This window comes from Sutcliffiella halmapala, assembly GCF_050107295.1.
Classification (GTDB): domain Bacteria; phylum Bacillota; class Bacilli; order Bacillales; family Bacillaceae_I; genus Sutcliffiella_A; species Sutcliffiella_A halmapala_A.
Window position 1 is genome coordinate 1 of record NZ_JBNIKR010000013.1, and the last position, 23,869, is coordinate 23,869.

The following is a 23,869-nucleotide window of genomic DNA, read 5'->3' on the forward strand; positions in this document are numbered from 1 at the left end:
GAAAGGTTAAAGTGATTCCCTTTAACCTTTCTTCTCGGGGCAACCAAGCGAATGCGCGGTAGAAAATGAAATAATGAGATAACCCTAGAAAGACGGAGTAAGTGTCCAAACTTAGGGGGTTGAACCGATATATGAAAAAATCCGTTGATAAAAAGTTTTTTCGTTGATATATAAGAAAAACCGTTGATATCCGGTTCCCACCACTATATAAATTAAAATATATGTATTACTACTTAATTATTAGGGAGCCGATACAATGAGCGAAATAGATAAAAGAAACCGATTGTCTGAAGAACCATTTTCTTATCAAATAACGAAAAAAGGCACGGTATTGATCCATTACGGAGGGAAACAAATTAAGATTGTAAAGGAAAAGGAAGCCGAACGTCTTATAGCTAGAATTCAAGAAGTTGAGAATAACATGACAGAAGTACAATTATTGCTGGCTAAAATCACAGGCAATTTTAAACGCGGTAACGAAAAACTTGGTAAAAACAAAAAATGAGAACTAAAAAACGAAGGCAGCCACCTTCGTTTTTTAATATGCAAATTCCCTTGCCGATTACAACGGCTTCGGATTATAGCTCGATCCCGTCCAGTCTGTAAGCTCGCAGATTGCTTCCCACAGCTTTGGATAAAATTCGAATTTCGCTCCACGCTCCAAGGCTTGAGCCGGGATCCCCTTCAGACTCTTCGTATTCAGACCAATCATTCTCCGTACAAGCTGGATATGAAATTGACGGAACGTCTGGAAATTCTCATCAAATGCCGTCAGCTCCTGCATCAGCATAAACAGCTCAGGGTTAGCCCCAGCATTCTTGTGCAGTTCAAGCGGAGTCAGTCCCAGCTCATTCAGCAGCTCTTCAAACGGCTGCCAAAGTGTCGGTCCCAGCTTCAAAATATGATTGAAACCCGGTGAATCCTGGCCGCTCCCTCTGCCAAGCGCGAGACGGATTGTATGGTAATCTCTTGGACTGATCACTTTTACCATATCAAATACGGGCGGCAGGTGCTTCAGGTGCATATTGACCCGCTGCAGCTGCAGCGCGGCCTGAACCGGTTCTTTTGCTCTCATATCGGCGTCTGCGAGGTTAACATATTGGATGATGAGCTTGAAGTGAAGCTCAGCGATCTGGTGGATCATCTGAAACGTCAGTTCATCCTCGCAGCAGAGCTCCTGATCCCCCTTTTGCAGGCTTAGCAACTCTTCTGTTCGAATATATTTCTCATAATCGGATACTTTTTTCTCTTCCATTTTTTCTCCTCCTGCTCCCGAATGAAATGGAAAGACTAACGGCTAACGACTACGTTCCACTTACTTCAGATATTTATGTAAACCCTTACATCCTATGTTACGCATTGGCCCAAACCACTGTCAACTAGGATTCTATTCTCCTTGCAGGCTTTTATGCATCCATATCGCCGCCTGTACCCCGTCCCCCATGGCAATTGCCACCTGCTCGGAATGTGTGACAATGTCACCAGCCGCCCAAACATGCTTCACGTTCGTCATTTTCGTTCTTGGATCCACCTGGATATGCCTATTCTTTTCAAGGACTACTCCCAATTGTGCAGCAAGATCCGTGTTAACAACATTACCTCCAAGGGCGAGAAACCCATGTGAGGCCTTCAGGTCCAAACCGTTTTCCAATGTGATGTTCTCTAACTGCGCTACGTTACAAACCACAGAGACAATCTTTTCATTGATGACAGTAATTTGTCTATAATGTAATTGTTCAAGAAGGTTCTGTTGGATAGGAGCCTTTCCATGGTTTATATAGGTGATATCCTGCGACCAGTGCGTCAAGGTCATCGCCATATTTGCTCCCACATCTCCCGAGCCTATGACCACCGCCGGTTTATCACTGACTTCATATCCATCACAATCTGGACATACAAAAATACTGATACCCAAACATGGGATGAGCCCCGGCAGCATAGGGATGTGGTCTCTTACTCCTGTTGCGAACAGGAGGCGCCTCGCTAAAAGAGATTCTGATTGCTCTGTAAACGCCTGAAAGTTCCCATCCACTTCGGCTACGCCTGTCACACGGTCTTTTATAAAAAGGACGCCATATCCCTCCGCCTGCTGCCTTCCAAGCCCCCTCAGGGTTTCTCCACTAACACCATCCGGCCAGCCAAGGAGGTTATGGTAGCACCTGCATAGATTCGATCTTCCATCATTCGAATCAATCACAATCACCTTATACTGATATCTGCCCAATTGAATGGCAGCCTGCAGTCCCGCTATACCGCCACCGATAATCATGCAATCGTAGATCATCAAATACCCCTCCACCGACTCTTTTTGCTAGTATTGTTTGTCAGTTAAGAAAGAATTATCAATCCTTCTCCATTTCCGTACATCGCAACATTTCAGAAAAAAATTTCATAAAGCATGTTTCACTTTTTGTGAAGCGGGTATTTTTATTACATAACCAAGGAGGCGATAGAACATGAAACCAACTTATAAAGAATTCCAAAATGATGAACAAGTAGTAGGAGCCGTACAGGAGCTGAAAACAAGAGGTGTTCATGAGAATGACATCTACGTTATCACACATGATGATGACCGCACAAAGCGTGTAGCTGACAACGCGGATGCTAACACAGTTGGCGCTGGCGAGGTTGGTTTAGATACTTATGTGAAGAATGTTTTCCGCAGCAAAGGCGATGAGCTTCGCGCTCAATTCGAGGAGCTTGGATTCACTTCCGGTGAAGCGGAGCAGCTTGAAGAAAAGCTGGATCACGGAAAAGTCATTCTGGTCGTAAAAGACGCGACTGCAAGCAGTACCTTTTAAGTAACCCTAGAATCTCCTTAGGAATAAGAAAATAGTAAACTCCCCCCCTTATATATAGAAATAGGATGGTCCAAGTGGCCATCCTATTTTGTTGTTTTTATAGGTCATACAATTCATCCACTTCCCGTATTTCCCGTGTTATATAAAAATAGTCATTACAGCTTGCACAATATTTGTACTCCCGCTTCCAATCCTCCTGATGCCGAATGATGAGTCTGAGCGCGTCTACAAAATCGTATATCTCTTCATTGGTCATGGTGGGATGCAAGGAAAACCTGATCCACCCCGGTTTGCCGGAGAGGTCTCCTTTTGAGATTTTATCGGTGATGGCTTTGGACGCCGCTTCATCGATATGAAATAAATAATGTCCATAGGTTCCTGCGCAGGAACAGCCCCCTCTTACCTGAAATCCGAAGCGGTCATTCAACAGTTTTACGACGAGGTTGTAGTGCAATTCTCTGATACAAAAAGAAACGATGCCGATCCGGTTCTTTTTTTCCGCTTCGAGAACATGCACTTCCGGTAAGTCATCCAGTTCACCAAGCAGGAGCGCAACCATTTCCTGTTCCCGTGCTGCTATTTTCCCGACACCCATTTTCTCTTTCAATCGGATGCAAAGCGCCGTGCGGATGGCCTGCAGGATACCCGGTGTACCCCCGTCCTCCCGCGTTTCAATATCATCATAATACGCATGCCCGCCCCATGGATTCGTCCAAGTGACGGTCCCGCCACCCGGATGGTCCGGCACCTTGTTGTGATAGAGCTTTTTATCGAAAAGCAGTACCCCGCTCGTGCCCGGCCCGCCTAAAAATTTATGAGGCGAGAACAGAATAGCATCAAGCTTTTCCATGGGGTCCAATGGGTGCATATCCATGGAGATATAGGGTGCAGCAGCTGCAAAGTCCACCACACAAATGCCTCCGAACAGGTGCATGACTTTCGCTAATTTCCGGTACGGTGTCATGATCCCGGTCACATTTGAGCAGGCGGTAAAAGAACCGATTTTCCATTTTCGATGCTGGTACTGTTCCAAAAGCGCCTTTAAATTTAGCGGACTGACATTTCCGCTCTTATCCGGCGGTACGACAACCACCTCCGCCAACGTCTCCTCCCAGGTGGTGTGGTTGGAATGATGCTCCATATGCGTGATAAATACAACTGGCCGTTCCTCTTTTGGTAAATTGACTTGAGCCTTCCATGATTCCGGACCACGCAGCCCAAGTATTCTTTGGAATTTATTCATCACACTCGTCATCCCGAACCCGTCCATGATGAGAACATCCTCCTCGCTTGCATGGACATGCTGTTTGATGATGGTCCTGGCTTTTTGATAGGCTGCCGTCATAAAAGAACTGGTGGTATTGGACTCCGTGTGCGTATTGGCCATGAATGGACCTATTTTCTCCACGATCCTTTTTTCTATCGGTTCATATAACCGACCGCTTGCCGTCCAATCTGCATATATGATTTCCTTTTCCCCTATTGGTGTTTTCATCTTGTGCCCGTTTCCGATAATCCCTTTTCTGAATGAGGAGAAATAAGATTCCAGCTCTCCCCCATACTCCCTCCAATTGCTCCCGATTCGAGCTGTAATCATTGATACTCCACCTTATCCTCGCGCTTTTTCAACCCATTATATGTAACGGTGCGCAGTAAGGGACCATTCAAAGATTATCGGTAATTTCTCTTTCTCCCAGCTTTCGTGTTACAATTGAAACAGAAGCTATCTCTCAATACAGGTACAAACCATTGGAGGGAATAAAATGACGAAAATAACGTCCATTAACATTCAACATGATAAGCATTCTTTACTCCTTGAGCCCACCGGCCTATATATGTACCAAGGCTTTCAAGTCCTGGAGGCAAAAGACGCCAACCAGTTAGACTGCTATTACTTGTTCTTCCATAAAACCGTCTATCTGACCGGAAAACATACAACCAAGATTAAAAGAATCTCCAGACTTAGCACCATCCTGCAAAAAGGCATCTACCTGCCACCAACTCATCCATTCATATCCTATCTGCTCACACATAATCGAATACACACCTTTCCTACTCTGAATCCGCTATGGGAAAAAATCCAGAAGAAGCACTCACCCCTTGAAGCAGCTAACATACTGACCATCTTCGACTCCTTTATGAAAAAGGAAAAAATCATAAAAGCAATCAAGGAGCTTGCCCTCCAATTACGACGTGAAGGACAGCTTTTCCACACCTATCAAATGCTGCACCTGCTTTCTGATTTATACCCTTCCCACAAATGGGCAACTGAAATGTCCAAAAACCTGCAGTATCAGTCCTACCAATCACTCTATCAGTCAAGCCTTGCAACACTAGCTGCAAAGGACCCCTTATATGCCGAGCAATACTGCTATGAACGTCTTGAGGATAAAACAAGTCAAGCAATCCTTCATCAGCTTTTGAAAAAGGAGGGGCGCATCATGGAACTGCTCTGCATGTATGCACACTCTCTGATTAATGCTTCCCCCACCGATGATCTCAATTACAAGCAATTAGCAGCCCTATTCACCGCGAACCCTACCCTTGAGGGGAAAACGGATTATCTCGCCCATGTCGCCTCGGAGCGTTCTGTTCCACACGAGAGACTATGGAAAGATCTCCTTTCCTTGCTTAAGGAGGAAGGGCGCTATGAGGACGCCCTCCTGCTTTTAACCAAAGACAAATCTCCCATCTCCATGGAGAATTTCCCTTACCTACTGGAAATCCTGATTCATATCGACCCTTCCAAGTATGTGAATATGCTGGAGAACTTGAGCCTCCCACTTTCTGATGACATTTCAGCCAAACAAGCGCAGTCATTCTTCCAGGTGGTCATTCCCATCCTGCTGAAGGAAAAGGGCTTGGACTTTACCCACCAATGGCTAAAGCCGTACTACAATCAGTACCCTACTGTCCCGGTCCTCCTGAAAATTAAAAAAATGGCCGCCCTCAAAGACGACCCGGATCAAATGTATGCCCTTGGCGAATTGTACTACCAAATGAAACAGCTGCACGAAGCGGTAGAATGCTTCAACTGGGAGCTCGAGCTCGACCCCACCGACACCCGCTCCATCAAATGGCTGACCAAGCTCTATCTGGAGCTTGGGATGGTAGAGGAGTCGAAGTCCTATCAGTATATGTACCATCATCTGCAGAAGGGGTCTTGATGGCTGTTGAAAATAAGGCTCTGTTACACACCGCTAGCCTTTAACATGGAAATAAAATGAAAAAAACTCGTCACATTGACGAGTTTTTTCATTTTATGAAGTCTTGCAGTCGCTTTTTCGTATCGCGAAATCGGATATTAATAAAAATTTCGATATATCGATGAATCAGGTCACGATATCCACGAAAATCTACGGATATCAACGGAAAATTTAATTTATCAACGAAAACAGGGCAGATATCGATAAAACGCATATTTCGACAAATTCCATCCGCAAGGGTTGTGAAGTTGGCAGGGGGTCTGGCCCCTTTTAGGGTGTTCGCTAGTGCAGGGTCTGGCCCCGCTAGGAGTGTACAATAAAAATGTTTCGCTCGGTATGGAAGAATATTCCTGAAAAATCCTTAGTGTTGCGGGGCCAGACCCTCTCGCTGAATTTAGTGTCGTTTTAGAGTTTTTTAATTTACCCCAGCACTTGCACAAACACTACCTTCAAGTAGTTGCCTTCTTTGAATTGTTTGATCGTCGCAAAATCACTTGGCAATGAAAACTCTTCAAGAATTTTGTATTTCTTTTTGTTGTCCTTGAAGGATTGGTCGATAAAACCTTTGAATTTGTCCATTCCGAAGGTGCTGCAATTGGTGGAGGCTACGATGATCCCGTCCTTTTCCGTGATGGCTATGGCGTCACTGACCAGGCTGGTGTAGTCCTTTGCTGCACGGAATATCACTTTTTTGGATCGTGCAAAGCTTGGGGGATCCATGATGACCATGTCGTATTTCAGGCCTTTTCTTTTGGCATATTTGAAGAAATGAAATACTTCCTCCACCAGGATGGACTGCGTTTTTTCGTCTACTTCATTGACGTTGAACTGCTCGATCGTCTTGGGAAGGCTGCGATTCGCCAGGTCTACACTCGTAGTTTTTGCTGCCCCTCCAAGTGCCGCATAAACCGAGAATGCACCTGTGTAGGAGAAGGTGTTCAGAACCGTCTTCCCTTTCGCATACTTGTCCCGAATCGTTCTTCTGACCTCGCGCTGATCAAGGAAAATCCCCACCATGGCGCCATCGTTCAGATAGACCGCAAAATTCACGCCATTCTCTTTAATCAAAAGAGGTTCCGGCGCCTTTTCCCCTGATACAAAATCATCATCCTCGACATAGGTGCCGCCCTCTGTATTGAATCTTTTCTTTTCATAGATTCCCTTTACATCGAGTACTTCCCCGATAGCGGCGAGCACCTCTTCCTTAAAGGTATAGATGCCTTTGCTGTACCAGTTGATCACAAGATAGCCGTCAAAATACTCGATGGTAAAGCCGCCGATCCCATCACCTTCCCCATTAAAAAGACGATAGGCTGTAGTGGAATCATCCTTTATGAGGGAATCCCTTTTACCAATAGCCTGCTGGAGTTTCCGTACAAAAAAACGGGTATCTAGTTCCTCTTTTTCGTTGTTGGTGACGACCCAGCCGTAGCCTTTATTCTGATTTCCGTAGTACCCTTTCCCAAGAAATTGGTTGGCCTCGTCCACCAATTTCACAAGGACCCCCTCATCCTTCAGGTCTTTGCCGTTGATAATGGCCTCTTTTGTTATCAGAGGATATCCGCCTTTATATTGCTTGCTGAATTTATTTTTCACTCTTAATGTGATTTCCTGTCGCATCCTGTCATCCATTCTTTTTATATTTTATTCTAGTATATCTCATTTACTGTTTCGGGGTATTTTATACATACCCACAAAGATAAAGCCTCTATCCGTTAATTACTGGATAGAGGCCCGTAAATGTTTAATGTGTCGGTATATTGGCATTGTCCTCACAGACTTTTACCATGAATTCGTATTGAAGCAATCTTACTTCAAATAGCTTAAGAGGGTCATAATAACGCTCAGGGCTGGCTTTCATCTGCTCCAGCTTCAGTTTGGCATCTTCAATGGTCTGCTCGGTATCTGTCACAGTATTATTCAGTTCTGTGAAAGGTGCCTGGTAGAACATGCTGACATCGGTTTTCAATGCCTTTTCAAACAGGTCGAACTCCAGGAAAAATTTTCTGATGACCGACTCTGTCACATCTTCAAATCTTTCATTCTCGATATATTTCTTATATTGGTTGTAAAGCAGCTGGTTGTTGCTTTGAATGGACCCAAACAGGCGCCCTGCACTCTTCAGCAGGAATTGTGTCGTGTTTGGTCTGTTTAAAATGTTTTCCTTTTCCACATCAGCCCTGCTAAGCATACGGTTAACGTCTCGGCGCCAGTCCTCGATCACTTTAAAGTCGCATTCCAAACGCATGCGATCCTCTTTGTAAAGACCATTGAAGGTTTGGCTCATTTCCCTCAGGTATTCCTGACTTTCCAGGAGCTCTCTGTTCGAGGAATCCAGCCAGACCTGCAACTCGTGGCGGAATCTAGGCAATAGGTCCTCCTGCATGTAAAGTTGGATCTTTTCATTCATCCTTTCATTCAGTTCATGATGCAGATTACTAAAATTGCTATCCTCTTTTACAAAACTTGAGCACTCTCTAAGCAGCTTTGGAATGGTCAGCTTCACTTCGCGTTTCATTTCCTGGGTAACTGCGCGATAATTCTCTGAAATTGTACGTATTTTCTCAAGCTCGGCATCCTGCAGGTGATGGATGAAGCCTTTGAGTCTGCCTAAAATATCCTCATTGAAAGCAACCGTACTCACCAGGTTATCCTCCATCGCAATACGGCTGTTCAAGAGCTCAGTCAATGTCGAACGGATAAGTTGCAACAGCTTGGATGTGCGTCGCTCCTCCACAGCCTTGTTGCGCAGCTTGAAGTTGGCGTCCATGAAGGTGGCCAGACCTGGATGCTGTTTATTTGCTCCACGCAGGGAGGAGTATGGATACACTCGTGCATCCGGGAAAAATTCGTTGATCCTGTTTTTCGTCTCCTCGATAATCTGCGCCGCTTCCGCCTCATGGAAAGCGGTATCCATTTTATTTATGACAAAATGCACGGGAATCTCCGGTGCACGTTCTTTAATTTTCACAAGCACATGCAGCTCTTCTTCCGTAAACGGAGTTTGAGCATCCAATACGTACAATAGTCCATCCGATAATGGGACAAAATCAAGGGTTTCGTTGCCCTCCACATTTTTCACATCAAATTCGGATGTACTGATAAGCGAATAATTCTGCTCTTCCAGGAAGGTGGATGGCCACTTCAGGTCAATGATCGCACCTGTCTGATGTTCCCCTAGATCATTCAGAACCCTTGTCCCCTGAGCCGTTATTTCGTTCAATTCAGCTTTGTCTTCATCGGCCCTGATAAAAATCGGGCAGGTCTCATCCCCTAACAGCTTTTCCCCGATCAAGGAGTTCAAGAAGGATGTTTTGCCATTCTGAGCTGTACCGGTTACGACAATATGCTTTTGGTTCAGGTTAGTCAGCTGGGAGAATAGCCACTTCTTCTGGTGGCCCACCTCAAGATGATTGTTTTTTGCCCAGTTGATCAATGTTTTGAACAATTCAACGGTATAGCTTACCTGAATGCTGTCATGCTCATAACGGAAGATGCGGGTTTCTGCATCATGGAGCGTATCTGCCGAAATGGCAGTTGGAAACACTTCCGCCCATGACATGACTGCAGCCGCTGCAAACAACGAATTGGACTGATTGGAGATCTTCAGCCAATTGCTCAGAAGATCAGGGACAATCCCCTCCAATTCCCTGACCAGGTATTTTCCATCAATCAGATCAAGATAGGTCGTCTGGTGAAGATCTGCCACCACATTCCAGGAAACGGACGAATTCTTCTCCAGGTTCAGGAACACGGCATTGATCGTTTTTATCCAAGATAAGTATAATGGGTGGTTTTTATAGCTGTTCCACAATCCAGCCGTCACTTCTTCAAATACGTGCTTGTCGGCTTCCAGCAGTGTCATCAGGACGTCATGGAAGTATTCAGGTGCGAAGCCTTCAGCGTGGCGCTCCTGCTGCACATAGAGGTTCAAGCGGTCAAACCAGTGCTGCGACTTTGTGCGAATGGATTCATTGACCGCAAGCTCTATTGCATGATTCCAATCCTCCTGCTCTTCATAGAATAATCGTGCAGTGGATGTCACTTCAGGGTAGTCAGGGTTGACGGAGATAGCTTTACGCAATTGCTTATAGGCACCCTCAAGCTTCTCCCTTTCCACATACAGGTTGAAAAGCTGCATCGCCACTTCCACCCGCAGAACATCGTTATCGGTATGGATCTGCGTGTAGATATCCTCCGCCTCTACCAACATTCCCAATTCGTAATAGGCATCCGCGACATTCTTTTTCGCCCATGGCGCCAGTTCATTGTTAATATTTTCCCACTTAAAGATGGCACTCTCATAATCCTTGCTATGAAAATACACCTCCCCCTGGGCAAAGCGAATAAAGGAGAGATCATACACTTCCTTTGTCTGTTCTGCCAAAAATGCCTCTCCAAGTACCTGCACAGGATGTTTTGTTTCGATATCTAACATAAATGTTTCAAAATACGTCTTATTAATGAATTTGCTCTCCGTAGTCATTTTTCCCTCCACCAATCTCTATTTCTGCTTTTTTTAAAAGAGAAAAGTAATCTAATGGTTCTAGTAGCTTCGTCTCTTGATAGAAAATATACTATTCTGCTATATAGTTCGTCAGTCATTTCGTTTTTAGGACCATTCTATACTATACCCTTTTACTAATTGGTATAACTTTTCCTGTCTGAAAAAAACTCGACACATTTCTATCGTGCCAGCTCGATAAAAAGACCTTCATTCTTGGAGAATTTTATCGGGGGAAGAAAGCTTCTTATATTCATTTTCCACGCAAAAGAGGGCGCCCCGTTCATGAGCGGGGCGCCCTCTTTACATTTTACTTATTCATATGCGCCAGAAAATCCCCCAGCAGCTTATCTACATCTTCCGCTTCAAGCTCTTCAGGCTCCTCTTCACCGGACGCCTGTTCCTGTAGGGCTTTATCCCAGTCAAAGGAGTCGAGATCATCGTCTCCATTTAGATCGATTGGAGCAGCTTCCTCTTGAACGGATTCTTCCTGCTCATCATATCTAGCAGGAATGTCCTCCTGAAGATAGAGAGCTTGATCGATATCCGTCGAATTGCTGTTCATCGCGGCCAGAATACTGGTGGCACGGACAGGATCCGTTAGCAATTGATACACGATACTCCCAAGCAACGCCTCTGAATGTTGATGCTTCAACCAGTCTCTTTGGTTTTTGCTAAGGGAGTTCGGCAATGGAATGGAAATGGTTTCTTTTTCCCGTGCACTTGAAGTTGTAACTCCTTGCATGACAAACTCCGCTATCTTACTGGAAAAATTTCTTCTCTCTGTTTCCTTCAGCTTTTGCAGATGCTTCAGCAAGTGGTCCGGAGTATCAGAGGGAATCCGGAAAGATATGGCCTGTCCTCGTTTTATTTCGTTCAGGGAGCCGGTTTTCTTCATAGAATCACCTTATTTTACGCTTTTACAGCTTTTTGGTCTTTCGGTTCTTTTGCTTTGTCGGATTTCTTTTTGAAATCAGCGATAAGCTTATAGTAGGCATTCGCCATCATCCAGATGCTTTCCTTCTCATCCTCGAAGAAATCGATGTTATAGCCATCCAAGCTGTTATTTAGCGTCTTCAGATAGTCCTTCAATACCGTTGCTCCACCACCAACAAAATAGCAGATCTCTGTTTGGGAGTTTTTCAGCCACACATTTCGCAGTAAGCGATATTGTTTTTTCGCCAAATCAAGCAGGATTCTATCGGTAATATCATGTACGCTTGTTCTGCTTCCGCGCACCATGATGTGGTTGCGATCATTTTTCTTTGTGATGATTTCGACAACATCCCTGCGGCTATCAAGCTCCACGCCGTGCTTGGAACGGATTTCTTCTCTGATCTGCTCCAATGCTTCGGACACACCGAGGTTGAACCCTTGTGCTTTGTCATCGTCCACATTACGGTTTTTAATGACGGCGATATCCGTCGATAAACCACCGATATCCTGGATGAGGATGCGCTTATCAATAAGGTCCTTATTAATGATGTTTGCATTATTATCCATCACAAGGTTGATGTATGCCGCGAATCCTTCAGGGTAGACCTTCACTTCGTCAAATTTGATATTCACTTTCAAGCCTTGGTATTTCGGGGTAATAAGGAACTCTACCTGATGAACAGATCCTAGTAGCTTGGAACGGTAGCCAGCGTCCTTACCTTCCTTCACTTCTCTTAGTGGAAGTCCAGTTCCTAGTGTGTAATTTGCATCAATCACGTTTTTATTGCGCGTAAAGTGCTTTTCATTTCTTGCATTTACAGCATCCAACGCTAATGTAGCAAATAGCATGATCAATGTTTGGTCTTCCTCAGATTTACTGCTGCCTGGATCCAGTTCTGTCGCATTATTGCTTTTGGTCGCTAGGTTACCAATACGATAGATTGCGTTATTATCTTTCAGGGCAGGGGAGTGCAGACGAACATGCAGACCATCCAGTGGATCCTTGTTGTCAAGCTCTTCTATTCCGATTACAGGACGGTCCTCAATATCTCTAGCTACTACGTTCGGAATATTTAATTCGGAGTCTAAGTGTCCAAAAATAGCTTTAATAGAATCATTACCTACGTCAACTGCTGCAATTCTTGAATAAGTCATATGTTCATCTTCCTTTCTTTTCCTGGTTCATAAGTATCTTTCCATAAGTAGAAAATAAATCTAGTCTGTATATCTTAAGCCTACAGAATATTTGTCTACTATTCAATCATTCTTGTGAATCGTAATGAAAGTGTAAAAAATGTATACGTTTCTGTAAACTTCATTTTTTCGTACACACTTTTCGTTTACAATGATTACAAACTCGTATACATCCCTATAAATCAACTTGTTTACGAAAACGTATACAAGTACACGTTTTCGTAAACAAATGTTTACATTTTTGTACACTTGTACACAAAAATCGTATACATCCATATTATGGTTAAAAATATCTTTCCTCTCCCCTCCCCTCTTGTTAAAAAAAACGGGGTATCGTTTAAAATCCGATACCCCGTATGCCGCGTAAAGAATCGACTACCCACAAACAATACGTATTTTATTGTTTGAACGTGAAACGCAGCTGACAATTACATCCTGTGCAATCTTTTGTGCATCTGATAAAAAGGAGTCATAATGAACAATTTCCCCTTCGACCACTCGCAATTCACATGTACCACACCTTCCAACTCTACAGGAATACGGTACATCGATCCCTGCTCCAAGGAGCGAATCTAGCAAACTCTTATCAGCAGGTACAGAAATCGACATCCCATTGCTGAGCTCTGCAGTAAATGAGGAAGAAGCGCGAATTAACGGGGCAGAAAATTGTTCACTGTGCATACTGGAAGCAGGATAACCAATATCTTCACACATTTGCAGATGAGACGAAATAAAGGAATTGGGACCACAGAAATATACATGCGTACCAATCAAATGGTCGGAAAGCCCCTCCCCTTTCAACCGTTCCCCCTGTTCTGAAAAATAGAACCGGGTTTCCCTTGAATAATGCTGTTCAAGAAAGGAAGAAAACGCACACAATTCCTTATTTTTAGCCCAATAATGCAGTTCAAAGGTCTTGCCTCTTCTTTTCAGATCAGCCATCATCGATAAATATGGGGTAATGCCAATACCTGCTGCATAAAAGACATGGTGTCTCGCCCGATAACTCAGAGGGAAATGATTTCTAGGGTAACTTATCTCCAATGTGTCCCCAACTCTTGCTATCCTATGCCAAAAAATAGAGCCTCCTTTGGAATCGTCAGCTAAACCAACAGCAATACTATAGACATCCGTTTCATATGGACTGCTTATCAGCGAGTAATGTCTTACTAGAGTAGGCTGCCGAAGAAAAGTTTGTATATGTGCTCCACCACTGAAGGCAGGAAGAGGTGCGTCATCCAAAGCAGCAAGTGTAAATGATTTAACCATTGGCGTCTCCTCCTGAATGGACTTAATGTAGACCCTTATCCTATTCCATTCACCTTCCCCCCTCCTTTCTATGAGATTTCTGAATAGCCCAAATAGGCATTCCTAAATTTGGAATAATGAACCTGACACAGAAAGGCGTATCTTGCAGAAGGAGCAGTTTATCCGAAAATCACCTGTCTCGATTGTAATCTCAGAAATCATATTAATCCCGTGGCAACGGCAGCAGAAAACGTTTATGTATCTTGTTCCTACCCCGATAAAGCTGGCTTCTTCGGAAGTAAAACCTACTTCTTCCGCTACTATTATTAAATGATCGAGCCTCTTCCATTCGACAGCTATGTATAAATAAGTCCCCATCTTTTGACTACTCAACCTATTCTGCATTTCTTCTTGTAAACGGTCAGAACTAACATGCTTATCTATTTGAATGACTTCCATAGACGCCTGCTTTCCTTGTACTTCGCGAATAAGGGAAGAGAGTTCCTCTTCCCCATTTTCATCAACACAAAACAGATAATGTCGTTTATTAGGGATGTAGGTGGCAGTAATTCTCTGCATTTTGCTCCTCCTATTCACTTACTCTACGATTTAGAAAATCAATGACAGCTTCCCTGTACAAGGATAGGCCCTTGTATTCGTAAATAAATGGAGGAAGTTCTTCTAGTATTCCAGCAAACTGCTTCGCCCACTGTTTATTTGCTGCAAACATTTCCAGTGAAAGCAGATGCGTATGAATAGTAAAAAGGATAGTTTCCGATTTGGGAAGCCGAAAGAGTTTTTGAACCTCCACTCTTAGATGAACAATTTCACCTGCATTTTCGCTCGTTACGAGTTTTCTCGCCTTCCCCCATTCATCAAATGTTTCCAAGGATGTGTCAAGCCGGTCGCCCGCCTGCATTTGCCAATTCAGTCTTCCCCAAGGCGAGCCATCCTCCACTCGAAGAATAAACTGCCGGATCCGATCATCCAGCCCCTTCTCATTAAAACCTGGAATTGGATGATGCAAGTCCTTAAAGCTCATCCCCAAGTTGAAAGCCAATGACCAATTACCTGGAAAGCAAAGCTGTCCGGCGTCCAAATATAGCTCCCCATCCTTCTGAACCATCAGAATCAGATCCTCCTGAACATGTCTTCCGATAAAATCCAAAGGCTCACAAGGCAAGGTGGCTCCGTCGCCAAATATGAACGTGACTTTTTCGTCTACCATTTTATTATGAAAAACCCACTCATCTTCGCACTTATGTAATGTAAACTTTTCCGGGAAATATGTTGTCATGTTATCCATAACAAGCGCCAGTGCTTCCCACTGTGCATCAAGGGTATGGGAAAGCGAGTGATAGCAGCGTTCAGGGTGATGTGTAAGTAGGTGCCGTTTCAATTTCACTTCCTGTTTGTACTTATTCGAAACCTCAATACTTGAAGGCCGATCCAACGGCACAGAATTATTGGAATACCGATATGTCTCTCCTTTAAAGGGATAGGGGAAATGTTCTAGATCACTGTATGTATTCAACTCACCACCACTTTCAGAATATTATATATATTAATAGTATGGGAAAAAAGGTCTGATAGCAATAAGGAGGAGAATAATAGTCTTTGGGACCATCATTCTCCTCCCTTTCCATACCTTCAAAGCTTATGAATAAAACGAGCTACCTCCTCATTGAATCTATCTGTCTCCTCCAGAAATGGGCAATGGCAGCTATTTTCAAAGAGAACAAGTTCTGCATTCGGCAGGTTACGCTTAAGATGCTCGCCGGCAGCTGTGGGTATAAGCTTTTCCTCCCTGCCAAAGCAAAGTAAAGCCGGAGAATGGATGGAAGGCAGCGTAGCCCGGTAGTCCACGACGGATTGGTCAAAAAGAATCGCACTGGCCACACCAACCGGCGGGCTTGTCGTTTCCGCCAGCATCCACTCCAGCTCCGCTTCTGATAATTCATTTTTAAACATAAGAGGCAAAAACCCTTTCAGGAACTCTACTCTATTTTCTTGAACTTCCCTCATGAAATGGGTCAATGTAGCAAGGTCAAAGGCTCCGATTGGAAAGTCCGGCCATTTGAAATCCGATGCCAGCTCATCCACAATGACCGTCCCCTTCACATTCCCCTCGCCAAACAGCGTCAGGTATTCCCATACCACAAAAGCCCCCATCGACCAGCCCACCAGCACTACATCCTTCAGATTCAGCTTTTCCAGAAAGGTTTGTAAGTCCTGCGCGTACGTTTTAATGGTATGTCCATCCTCGACCTTTGAAGATCGGCCATGTCCCCTTAAGTCTAACGTTATGGCTCGATGTCCTCTTTTAAAATATGGAATCTGCTCTTTGAAAAAACGGCTGCTCATCCAAACCCCATGGATGAAAACCACAGGTGTTCCCTGCCCTTCATCTTCGTAATACAACTCCACACCAGGACCAACTTCCAATATCGCCAATATCTCTCCCCCTTTTTTAGTCTATTAACTATATATTCAACCATCATTTTTTTATTATCAAAGTATAAAAAAACAGCGATTACCTTATTGGCAACCACTGTTTTCCGTCTAATCTCCGTCCCAAAACAGATCGTTCAACGTTTTGGATAACGCTTTGCAGATGGCCACACATAGACTGAGACTTGGATTATATTTTCCGAGCTCGATCAGTCCGATGGTTTGTCTGGAGACGCCCACTATATTCGCTAGCTCTTCTTGCGAAAGATCCTTTTCCACCCTGGCCATCTTCAATCTGATATTTTTCATGCTCTCACCTTATATCTTTTCATCATCTTCAAGTTCCTTGCTTTCTATTTTATCACTGATCCTTTTAGCTGCCAGGAATGGGCCGCCAAAAATAATCAGGAAAAAAGGAATGTAAAATAATAGCGTGACAAAAAATACGAGGATGAAATAGTAGATGCATTCTTCCCTTGTATCAGCAAAACTTACCGCACTGTTGGTTGCAAAAAATGCTGCCAGTCCAAGCCCCGCTAATCCTGGAAGGATGATATTCTTCTTAGTAAAGGACATCTTGCTGTTGCGATTATGCATTTCCACCTCTGAGGATAGCAATCCCATGCTGGTGGAACGGATGATGTAATATATGCCCTGCCCCATTATTATTACCAGCTCTGTAGTGACATTTCCTAAATCTTTTCCATTCAGATAGAATTTCACTGCGATGGACGCAAGGCAAACCGCCATAATACCCATATAGATTTCACGATAGATCTTGTTTTGCATATTGACGATTCTTTCATCGACAACTTTTGTTTTCCCCTTAAAAAATTTCACCACTAACCCCTCCATTTTTTTCCTTTATTAATTCTATTGTATATAATAATTGTCTTTTTGCAATATATATATTGCAAAAAAGTTAAATATAATTTATATTTATAAAAAAACACAAAAGCCAAAAATGGTTTTTGTGTTTTAGAATGTCACGATGATCTTCCCTCTTACATGGCGGCTTTGCAGTTTTTTCAGGCCTTCCACCAATTCTGTATGAGGCAGCACCTCTGTTATGAGGGGATTAAGTTTTTTATCCTTTACCATTTCCATCAATTCGGTGGCCATAAAGGATAGGTTACAGATTGCCCGTTCATCCTTGCTGGCATGGGCTGCTCCTAGTGCGACTTCATGGATGGATAGGGAAAGGGAGAATGGCTTTACTCCGGAAGTATCAGGTGGCCCCGCTATAAAGGCAAGCTGACCCGAGAAGGCTAGGCGTTCAAGGTCAGCTGTTGCTACATCCCGGCCTACTGTATTCAAGATAAGATCCATGCCACGGGCTTCCGTCTCCTCAAGGATTCTTTTCGTCACATCTTCCTTTTTATAGTCAATGGCAATATCTGCACCCAATGACTTAACCCATTCATGATTTTCATCAGAAGCAGTGGTAAAAACCTTCAGACCTAGCTGTTTTGCCAGCTGAATGGCAAAACAGCCAACACCTCCTGCACCGGCGTGAATAAGGAAGTTTCTCTTTTGGGTAGTATTCAGCTTCTGCAGAACAGCCTCAAACGCTGTCATTCCTGCACAGAGGATTGAAGCAGCCTCTTCATAAGAAACGCCTTCCGGAATCAAAGCAGCCGCTCTGGCGTCCACTGCAGCGTAGTCAGCAAAGGCTCCCTTTCTAGCCAGGCTGGTATGTATGGCTATCCTGTCCCCCTCTTTAAAGTTTGTGACAGCATTTTTTACCGACACCACTTCTCCAGCTAAATCAACGCCTACAATATGTGGATATTTCCATGCAGGGTTTCCATTCAATGCAACTTTATAATCAACTGGGTTCAAGGCAACCGCTTTGACTGCAACCAGCAGCTCACCTGCTTGTATTTCCGGTTCCTCGATTTCTCCCCATTTTAAATGATCCAAACTGCCAGGCTCCGTTAACAACCATGCTTTCATCTTCATTCCCCCTCTGTGAAAATGTTCTTGGATATCTCATGATTCTTCCTCCTCGTAATTTTGGTTGATTTTTAATATAATGCATATCGTATTTGATTATCCTTAGGAAAAAAAGTACGCACTTTCAGGTAATTACTATCGCAAGGAAGGATGTTTCACGTGAAACCAACCAACTTTCCCGTTAACCGTGCCTTGTCCATAATTGGGGGCAAGTGGAGTCCTCAAGCATATTGTGCCCTTGAATCGGGCCCTAAACGTTTTTCTGAATTGTAACGTGAAATTCCAGAAATCAGCCGCAAGGTTCTGACAGATCAGCTTCGGGAACTGGAGGATCTGAGTATGGTGAAGCGCACCTCCATTCCTGGAAAGGTGCTTCATGTTGAATACCAGCTGACAGAGGAGGCATTGACCCTTCAGCCTACGATGAAAAGCTTATGTAAATGGGGAGTAAACAACTGTGAAAATAATTAAAAGCACGGCAGTATTGTGATTGACTGCCGTGCTTTTGATTAATTATCCTGATTATCTTTCTTCCTTCAGTCCTTCATTTAAGATTCCTTCTTCTAAGACAGCAAATTTGTCTCCGTATACCTTTGTGATGTGCTTTTCCCCCCAGGCACATAAGGAGTCAAGAATTCCCTGTAAACTCCAGCCGTATTCACTTAATTCGTACTCAACCTTTGGAGGAACTTGATTATAAACGATACGATTTATCACACCGTCCTCTTCCAGCTCGCGCAATTGCTGCGTGAGCATTTTTTGGGTAATGCCGGGCATTAGACGTTTTAGTTCGCTTGTCCGCTTTTTTCCGTGTGTAAGATGGCATAATATGACGCATTTCCACTTTCCGCCTATCACTTCAAGTGTGGCCTCTACTGATATATTGTACTTCTTCTTTTGCATCGAATGATCCTCCTATTTCATAGGAACTAAAAAGTTCCTATATAACTTTTTGGTATCTATGGCACTTAAAAGTACGTTCTTCTCTTATTGTTCCCCTTGTATCATAATAGCATTTGCCGGCTAACATAAACCATTTTAATTTTATATAGTGTGTAGACATCGAGAGTCTTGCATACAAGAAAGAACAGAACCCAAGGAGGAGAAAAATGAGCTTAGATAAAAAAAGAAGTGTATTCGCATTACTTGCATTAGCGGTTAGTGCATTTGCCATAGGAACAACCGAATTTATTAGTGTGGGATTATTGCCGCTGATTTCACAGGATCTAGATATTTCTGTAACAACAGCTGGATTAACCGTTTCTTTATATGCCTTAGGTGTTACGTTAGGTGCACCTATATTAACGGCTTTAACATCTAGAATGTCGCGAAAAACCTTATTGCTTTGGATTATGGTCATCTTCATTATAGGAAATAGTATCGCTGCTAACGCGACCGGCATTGGCGTACTGCTTTTTGCCCGAGTGATAGCTGCTTTTTCTCATGGTGTGTTCATGTCAATCGGTTCCACTATTGCCGCCAATTTAGTACCTGAAAATAAAAGGGCCAGCGCAATATCCATCATGTTTACAGGTCTTACAGTAGCCACAGTAACAGGTGTACCATTTGGAACCTTTGTTGGTCAGCAGTTTGGTTGGAGGATGGCTTTCATGGCAATCGTTGCAGTGGGAATCATCGCTTTCCTTGCCATAAGTATCCTTATCCCGTCTGATTTGCCAAAGGCCTCTAAGACAAAAATCAGTGACCAAGCCAAGCTTCTGAAAAATGGGAGATTACTCCTTGTATTTTTGATTACTGCTTTAGGATATGGTGGCACATTTGTTGTTTTTACCTATTTAGCTCCACTGCTACAGGATATAACAGGCTTTCAGGCAGAAACAGTCGTTATTATTTTACTAGTTTATGGTATTGCAATCGCAATTGGAAACATCATTGGTGGAAAGGTAGCCAATCAAAAACCGATAGTTGCACTCTTTTATATGTTTGTCGTACAAGCAATCGTCCTTTTTGCCTTAACTTTTACTGCACCGTATAAAATAGCCGGTTTAATTACCATCTTTCTAATGGGAATCTTTGCTTTTATGAATGTACCGGGACTCCAAGTATATGTCGTAATGTTAGCCGAGCGTTATGTGCCCAGTGCAGTTGATGTAGCTTCTGCCATTAATATAGCAGCATTTAATGCCGGAATTGCAATAGGATCTTATTTAGGCGGGGTGATTACTGACTCAATCGGATTAATTCATACAGCCTGGATCGGTGGGCTTATGGTGCTGGTAGCCGTACTTCTTACAGGCTGGAGTCGGGCACTAGAACGAAAAGATAATCAAAAAAATCGCTTTATCGCAGCATAAAAACATATTAAATTATTGGAGGTAGAAAAAATGGCAAAACATCTACAATCTACAACAACATTGCATAATGGTGTGAAAATGCCCTGGTTTGGAATCGGTGTATTCAAGGTGGAGGAAGGACCGGAATTGGTGAATGCAGTAAAAACTGCGATCCAACAAGGCTATCGCAGTGTGGATACCGCTGCTATTTATGAAAATGAAGAAGGCGTAGGCGAAGGGATTCGTGCTGGAATGGAAACTTCAAGTATCGCAAGAGAGGATTTATTCGTTACATCAAAGGTTTGGAATGCAGATCTTGGGTATGAATCTACCATCGAAGCTTATGAAAAGAGTTTACGTAAGCTTGGTTTAGAATATTTAGATCTCTATCTCATCCATTGGCCTGTTGAAGGGAAATTCAAAGATGCGTGGAGTGCGCTAGAGACACTTTACAAAGAAGGTCGTGTCAAAGCAATCGGTGTAAGTAATTTTCATATTCATCATCTAGAGGAATTGATGAAGGAAGCGGAAATCAAACCGATGGTCAATCAAGTAGAGTACCATCCTCGTCTAACGCAGCATAATCTTCATGCGTTCTGTAAGGAACAAGGAATTCAGTTGGAAGCATGGTCCCCATTGATGCAGGGTCAATTACTGGATAATAATGAGTTAAAAGAAATAGCAGATCGTCACGGTAAATCTGTTGCACAAGTTATTTTACGTTGGGATTTACAAAATGAAGTGGTGACGATACCTAAATCAACAAAAGAGCAGAGAATTATCGAAAATTCCTCCATCTTTGATTTTGAATTAACCCAAGAGGATATGACTCGAATTGATGCCTTAAATGAAGATCATCGCGTAGGTCCCGATCCTGATAATTTCGATTTCTGATTTAATTAGTGATTGTAAAAGGCTGTTTTCGCATAAATTGTTGCTTTTGACGTACTCAAAGTAAACACGTTATATTACTAGTCCTCCTTTTCAGTGTAGTAGATTCTTTATCACTTTTTATAATATGGAGAGAAATGCTGTAAAAAATCCAAGTGCCGATTTTTTACGGGCGTAAAGCAACAAATCTTAAGAAAAGAGCCTTGTAAAAAAGGTATAATCCCATATTCAGTGAGGATTATACCTTTTTGTGTTGCTATGGAGATTAAATTCCTTCTCGATTCCAGTGGCGATGTGCGGATATAGCTTCAATAAAGCTGGTAGAGAACTGTTTCATATCCTCTCCAGCCACCACTCCAGGACTATCCGATATTTCAAGCTTTTGCAGCCACTTTACACCATCATGAGTTGCTCCAATCGGTTTGAAGTGGTCAAAGGCTTCTTCTACAAAATAGGTGGTTTCCCGGTCGAATTTCTTGTCCGTTTCTTTGCCTCCTACAACATAAAGCGCATCGAATAGGACAGAATCACAAGTTAAGAAGGTATGATCCACCTCCAATTCGGAGCCATCCGACCCCTTCACCACTCCAAGCTTTGTACTGATAATCTCCGGCTGCACTCCTTGTTCTTTCAGAGTTTCCAGCACCGCATTCACTTCACTCCCGTCGAACTGATCAGCGATGATCACGCCAACTTTCCGCGTATCCGGTTTTTTCTCCGTTTTCTCCTGGCTTAATGCCGGCGAAGATTTGCTTACTCCTGATTCCTGCCCTTCAGGTGGGGTTGCACCGATTGCTTCAGCAAAAGTGGAGGCAAGCTCTACACTGACATTGGCGAACATATCAACTACCTGCTGTTGGACAGATTTGCTCTTCACTTTACCGAGTTCAAAGCTGAATGCCTGTTTGATATGCTCTTTCTCAGGCTTACTCATGCTGTTCCAGAACAACGTGGCCTGGGTGAAGTGGTCCTTGAAGCTCTCACTTCTGCTGCGCACCTTGCGCCCTTCCACCTTTTCCTGATAGTGCACATAGCCGCCTTCCTCTTCACTCACTGGTCTAGGAGTATTGGAGGCAAGGGAATTTTTATGATAGCTGACAGGACCACGGTTGATGGTTTGACGCCCATATCCATCCCTTTGGTTGTTATGGAACGGGCATACAGGACGGTTTATTGGCAACTCGTGAAAATTGGGTCCGCCAAGTCGGATTAATTGTGTATCTGTATAGGAGAATAACCGCCCCTGCAGAAGTGGGTCATTGGAAAAATCGATTCCCGGTACCACATGTCCAGGGTGGAAGGCTGCCTGTTCGGTTTCTGCAAAGACATTGTCTACATTACGATTCAAGGTCATTTTCCCAATGATCTTGACGGGAATGTCCTCTTCCGGCCACAGCTTTGTAGGATCGAGAATATCAAAATCGAACTTAAATTCGTCCTCTTCGGCGAGAAGCTGCACTCCAAATTCATATTCCGGATAATCCCCGTTTTCAATCGACTCCCACAGGTCACGACGATGGAAATCGGGATCTTTTCCGTTTATTTTCTGCGCTTCATCCCATACAAGGGAGTGGGTGCCAAGCACAGGCTTCCAATGGAATTTAACGAAATGTGCCTTCCCTTCTTCATTTACAAAACGGAAGGTATGAACACCGAATCCTTCCATCATACGGAGGCTTCGGGGAATGGCCCGGTCCGACATGGCCCACATCACCATATGGGCTGACTCCTGGTTGTTCGCTACAAAATCCCAGAAGGTATCATGTGCGGAGGCGGCTTGGGGCATTTCGTTATGAGGCTCCGGTTTTAGAGCATGCACCAAGTCAGGAAACTTCATGGCATCCTGGATGAAAAAGACCGGGATATTATTTCCTACCAGGTCATAGTTTCCTTCTTCCGTATAGAATTTTGTTGAAAATCCGCGGGCATCCCGCACCGTCTCCGCAGATCCCCTGGAACCAGCCACTGTGGAAAAACGAACAAAAACAGGGGTCTTTTTCGATGGATCCTGCAGAAAGCCCGCCTTCGTATACTCCTTCATCGATTCATATAATTCAAATTCGCCATGCGCTGCAAATCCACGGGCATGGACAATTCGTTCAGGAATTCGTTCATGGTCAAAGTGTGTCATCTTTTCTCTGAAATGGAAATCCTCCATCAAGGTCGGGCCGCGTTCGCCTGCTTTCAGCGAAAATTCATCCTCCGACACCTTCACGCCTTGGTTGGTGGTCATCTCTTTTCCTTCATCTTTTACACGGAACTGTTCCAACTGATCGTTTTTGCGGTTTTCATTACTCAAACTGCGTTCCTCCCCTTGGTAACATTTATGTAAAACATATACCCTTTTCACGTACCCTACTGGATTGTCGGACAAACGGGAATTTGGGA

At 43.7% G+C, this 23,869-nt stretch carries 22 protein-coding genes; 6 read left to right on the forward strand and 16 right to left on the reverse strand.

The window, feature by feature from the left end; genetic code table 11:
- The first annotated feature begins 256 nt into the window (after window positions 1-256).
- Complete coding sequence (locus tag ACQCT5_RS18670; RefSeq protein WP_499644071.1) at window positions 257-505, forward strand: hypothetical protein; 249 nt, start codon at window positions 257-259, stop codon at window positions 503-505.
- A 57-nt stretch (window positions 506-562) separates the two neighbouring features.
- Here the strand turns inward: ACQCT5_RS18670 and ACQCT5_RS18675 are convergent, their stop codons facing one another.
- Both ACQCT5_RS18675 and ACQCT5_RS18680 read right to left on the reverse strand, forming a co-directional pair.
- Window positions 563-1,255 carry a tryptophan 2,3-dioxygenase family protein gene (locus ACQCT5_RS18675; RefSeq protein ID WP_499644073.1) on the reverse strand — a complete coding sequence of 231 codons (693 nt, stop codon included), beginning with the start codon at window positions 1,253-1,255 and terminating at the stop codon, window positions 563-565.
- Window positions 1,256-1,387: 132 nt separating this feature from the next.
- Window positions 1,388-2,284 carry an NAD(P)/FAD-dependent oxidoreductase gene (locus tag ACQCT5_RS18680; protein WP_499644075.1) on the reverse strand — a complete coding sequence of 299 codons (897 nt, stop codon included), beginning with the start codon at window positions 2,282-2,284 and terminating at the stop codon, window positions 1,388-1,390.
- A 172-nt stretch (window positions 2,285-2,456) separates the two neighbouring features.
- Between ACQCT5_RS18680 and ACQCT5_RS18685 the strand changes: the two genes are divergently transcribed.
- Complete coding sequence (locus ACQCT5_RS18685; protein WP_499644077.1) at window positions 2,457-2,801, forward strand: YflT domain-containing protein; 345 nt, start codon at window positions 2,457-2,459, stop codon at window positions 2,799-2,801.
- 97 nt (window positions 2,802-2,898) lie between these two features.
- Here ACQCT5_RS18685 and ACQCT5_RS18690 read toward each other — a convergent pair whose 3' ends face one another.
- Window positions 2,899-4,398 carry an aminotransferase class V-fold PLP-dependent enzyme gene (locus ACQCT5_RS18690; protein WP_499644079.1) on the reverse strand — a complete coding sequence of 500 codons (1,500 nt, stop codon included), beginning with the start codon at window positions 4,396-4,398 and terminating at the stop codon, window positions 2,899-2,901.
- Window positions 4,399-4,564: 166 nt separating this feature from the next.
- Between ACQCT5_RS18690 and ACQCT5_RS18695 the strand changes: the two genes are divergently transcribed.
- Complete coding sequence (locus tag ACQCT5_RS18695) at window positions 4,565-5,968, forward strand: hypothetical protein (protein WP_499644081.1); 1,404 nt, start codon at window positions 4,565-4,567, stop codon at window positions 5,966-5,968.
- Window positions 5,969-6,427: 459 nt separating this feature from the next.
- Here ACQCT5_RS18695 and ACQCT5_RS18700 read toward each other — a convergent pair whose 3' ends face one another.
- The 11 genes from ACQCT5_RS18700 to ACQCT5_RS18750 form a co-directional block, all read right to left on the reverse strand.
- The gene (locus tag ACQCT5_RS18700) at window positions 6,428-7,627 is read right to left on the reverse strand and encodes a class I SAM-dependent rRNA methyltransferase (RefSeq protein ID WP_499644083.1); all 1,200 of its coding nucleotides are present in this window, start codon (window positions 7,625-7,627) and stop codon (window positions 6,428-6,430) included.
- A gap of 124 nt (window positions 7,628-7,751) precedes the next feature.
- Window positions 7,752-10,493 carry a GTP-binding protein gene (locus tag ACQCT5_RS18705; protein ID WP_499644085.1) on the reverse strand — a complete coding sequence of 914 codons (2,742 nt, stop codon included), beginning with the start codon at window positions 10,491-10,493 and terminating at the stop codon, window positions 7,752-7,754.
- Between the two features lie 328 nt (window positions 10,494-10,821).
- Window positions 10,822-11,409, reverse strand: coding sequence for a hypothetical protein (locus ACQCT5_RS18710; protein WP_499644087.1), 588 nt, complete (start codon window positions 11,407-11,409; stop codon window positions 10,822-10,824).
- A 14-nt stretch (window positions 11,410-11,423) separates the two neighbouring features.
- Complete coding sequence (locus ACQCT5_RS18715; protein ID WP_499644089.1) at window positions 11,424-12,602, reverse strand: Alp7A family actin-like protein; 1,179 nt, start codon at window positions 12,600-12,602, stop codon at window positions 11,424-11,426.
- A gap of 414 nt (window positions 12,603-13,016) precedes the next feature.
- Window positions 13,017-13,910, reverse strand: a complete 894-nt coding sequence (locus ACQCT5_RS18720; RefSeq protein WP_499644091.1) for a PDR/VanB family oxidoreductase — start codon at window positions 13,908-13,910, stop codon at window positions 13,017-13,019.
- A gap of 102 nt (window positions 13,911-14,012) precedes the next feature.
- Window positions 14,013-14,468 (reverse strand): hypothetical protein, encoded by a 456-nt coding sequence (locus ACQCT5_RS18725; protein ID WP_499644093.1) that lies wholly within the window; start codon window positions 14,466-14,468, stop codon window positions 14,013-14,015.
- A 10-nt stretch (window positions 14,469-14,478) separates the two neighbouring features.
- Window positions 14,479-15,423 carry a heme-dependent oxidative N-demethylase family protein gene (locus ACQCT5_RS18730; protein ID WP_499644095.1) on the reverse strand — a complete coding sequence of 315 codons (945 nt, stop codon included), beginning with the start codon at window positions 15,421-15,423 and terminating at the stop codon, window positions 14,479-14,481.
- Between the two features lie 116 nt (window positions 15,424-15,539).
- Window positions 15,540-16,343: an alpha/beta fold hydrolase gene (locus tag ACQCT5_RS18735; protein WP_499644097.1), complete on the reverse strand. Its 804-nt coding sequence runs from the start codon at window positions 16,341-16,343 to the stop codon at window positions 15,540-15,542.
- 108 nt (window positions 16,344-16,451) lie between these two features.
- Window positions 16,452-16,649: a helix-turn-helix transcriptional regulator gene (locus ACQCT5_RS18740; RefSeq protein ID WP_499644099.1), complete on the reverse strand. Its 198-nt coding sequence runs from the start codon at window positions 16,647-16,649 to the stop codon at window positions 16,452-16,454.
- A gap of 9 nt (window positions 16,650-16,658) precedes the next feature.
- Window positions 16,659-17,180 carry a DUF6773 family protein gene (locus ACQCT5_RS18745; protein WP_499644101.1) on the reverse strand — a complete coding sequence of 174 codons (522 nt, stop codon included), beginning with the start codon at window positions 17,178-17,180 and terminating at the stop codon, window positions 16,659-16,661.
- Window positions 17,181-17,318: 138 nt separating this feature from the next.
- Complete coding sequence (locus tag ACQCT5_RS18750) at window positions 17,319-18,296, reverse strand: zinc-binding dehydrogenase (protein ID WP_499644103.1); 978 nt, start codon at window positions 18,294-18,296, stop codon at window positions 17,319-17,321.
- A gap of 279 nt (window positions 18,297-18,575) precedes the next feature.
- Between ACQCT5_RS18750 and ACQCT5_RS18755 the strand changes: the two genes are divergently transcribed.
- Entirely contained in the window at window positions 18,576-18,767 is a 192-nt protein-coding gene (locus ACQCT5_RS18755) for a winged helix-turn-helix transcriptional regulator (RefSeq protein WP_499644286.1), read from the forward strand.
- Between the two features lie 51 nt (window positions 18,768-18,818).
- Here ACQCT5_RS18755 and ACQCT5_RS18760 read toward each other — a convergent pair whose 3' ends face one another.
- Window positions 18,819-19,199 (reverse strand): winged helix-turn-helix transcriptional regulator, encoded by a 381-nt coding sequence (locus ACQCT5_RS18760; protein ID WP_499644105.1) that lies wholly within the window; start codon window positions 19,197-19,199, stop codon window positions 18,819-18,821.
- 206 nt (window positions 19,200-19,405) lie between these two features.
- Here ACQCT5_RS18760 and ACQCT5_RS18765 point away from each other — a divergent pair, with 206 nt between their 5' ends.
- Together ACQCT5_RS18765 and ACQCT5_RS18770 are read left to right on the forward strand one after the other, a co-directional pair.
- On the forward strand, window positions 19,406-20,611 hold the full coding sequence (locus tag ACQCT5_RS18765; RefSeq protein ID WP_499644107.1) for an MFS transporter: 1,206 nt from the start codon (window positions 19,406-19,408) through the stop codon (window positions 20,609-20,611).
- 30 nt (window positions 20,612-20,641) lie between these two features.
- Window positions 20,642-21,484, forward strand: coding sequence for an aldo/keto reductase (locus tag ACQCT5_RS18770; protein ID WP_499644109.1), 843 nt, complete (start codon window positions 20,642-20,644; stop codon window positions 21,482-21,484).
- 262 nt (window positions 21,485-21,746) lie between these two features.
- On the opposite strand, the gene ACQCT5_RS18775 is transcribed toward ACQCT5_RS18770, so the two are convergent.
- Window positions 21,747-23,780 carry a catalase gene (locus ACQCT5_RS18775; protein ID WP_499644111.1) on the reverse strand — a complete coding sequence of 678 codons (2,034 nt, stop codon included), beginning with the start codon at window positions 23,778-23,780 and terminating at the stop codon, window positions 21,747-21,749.
- Window positions 23,781-23,869 lie beyond the last annotated feature (89 nt).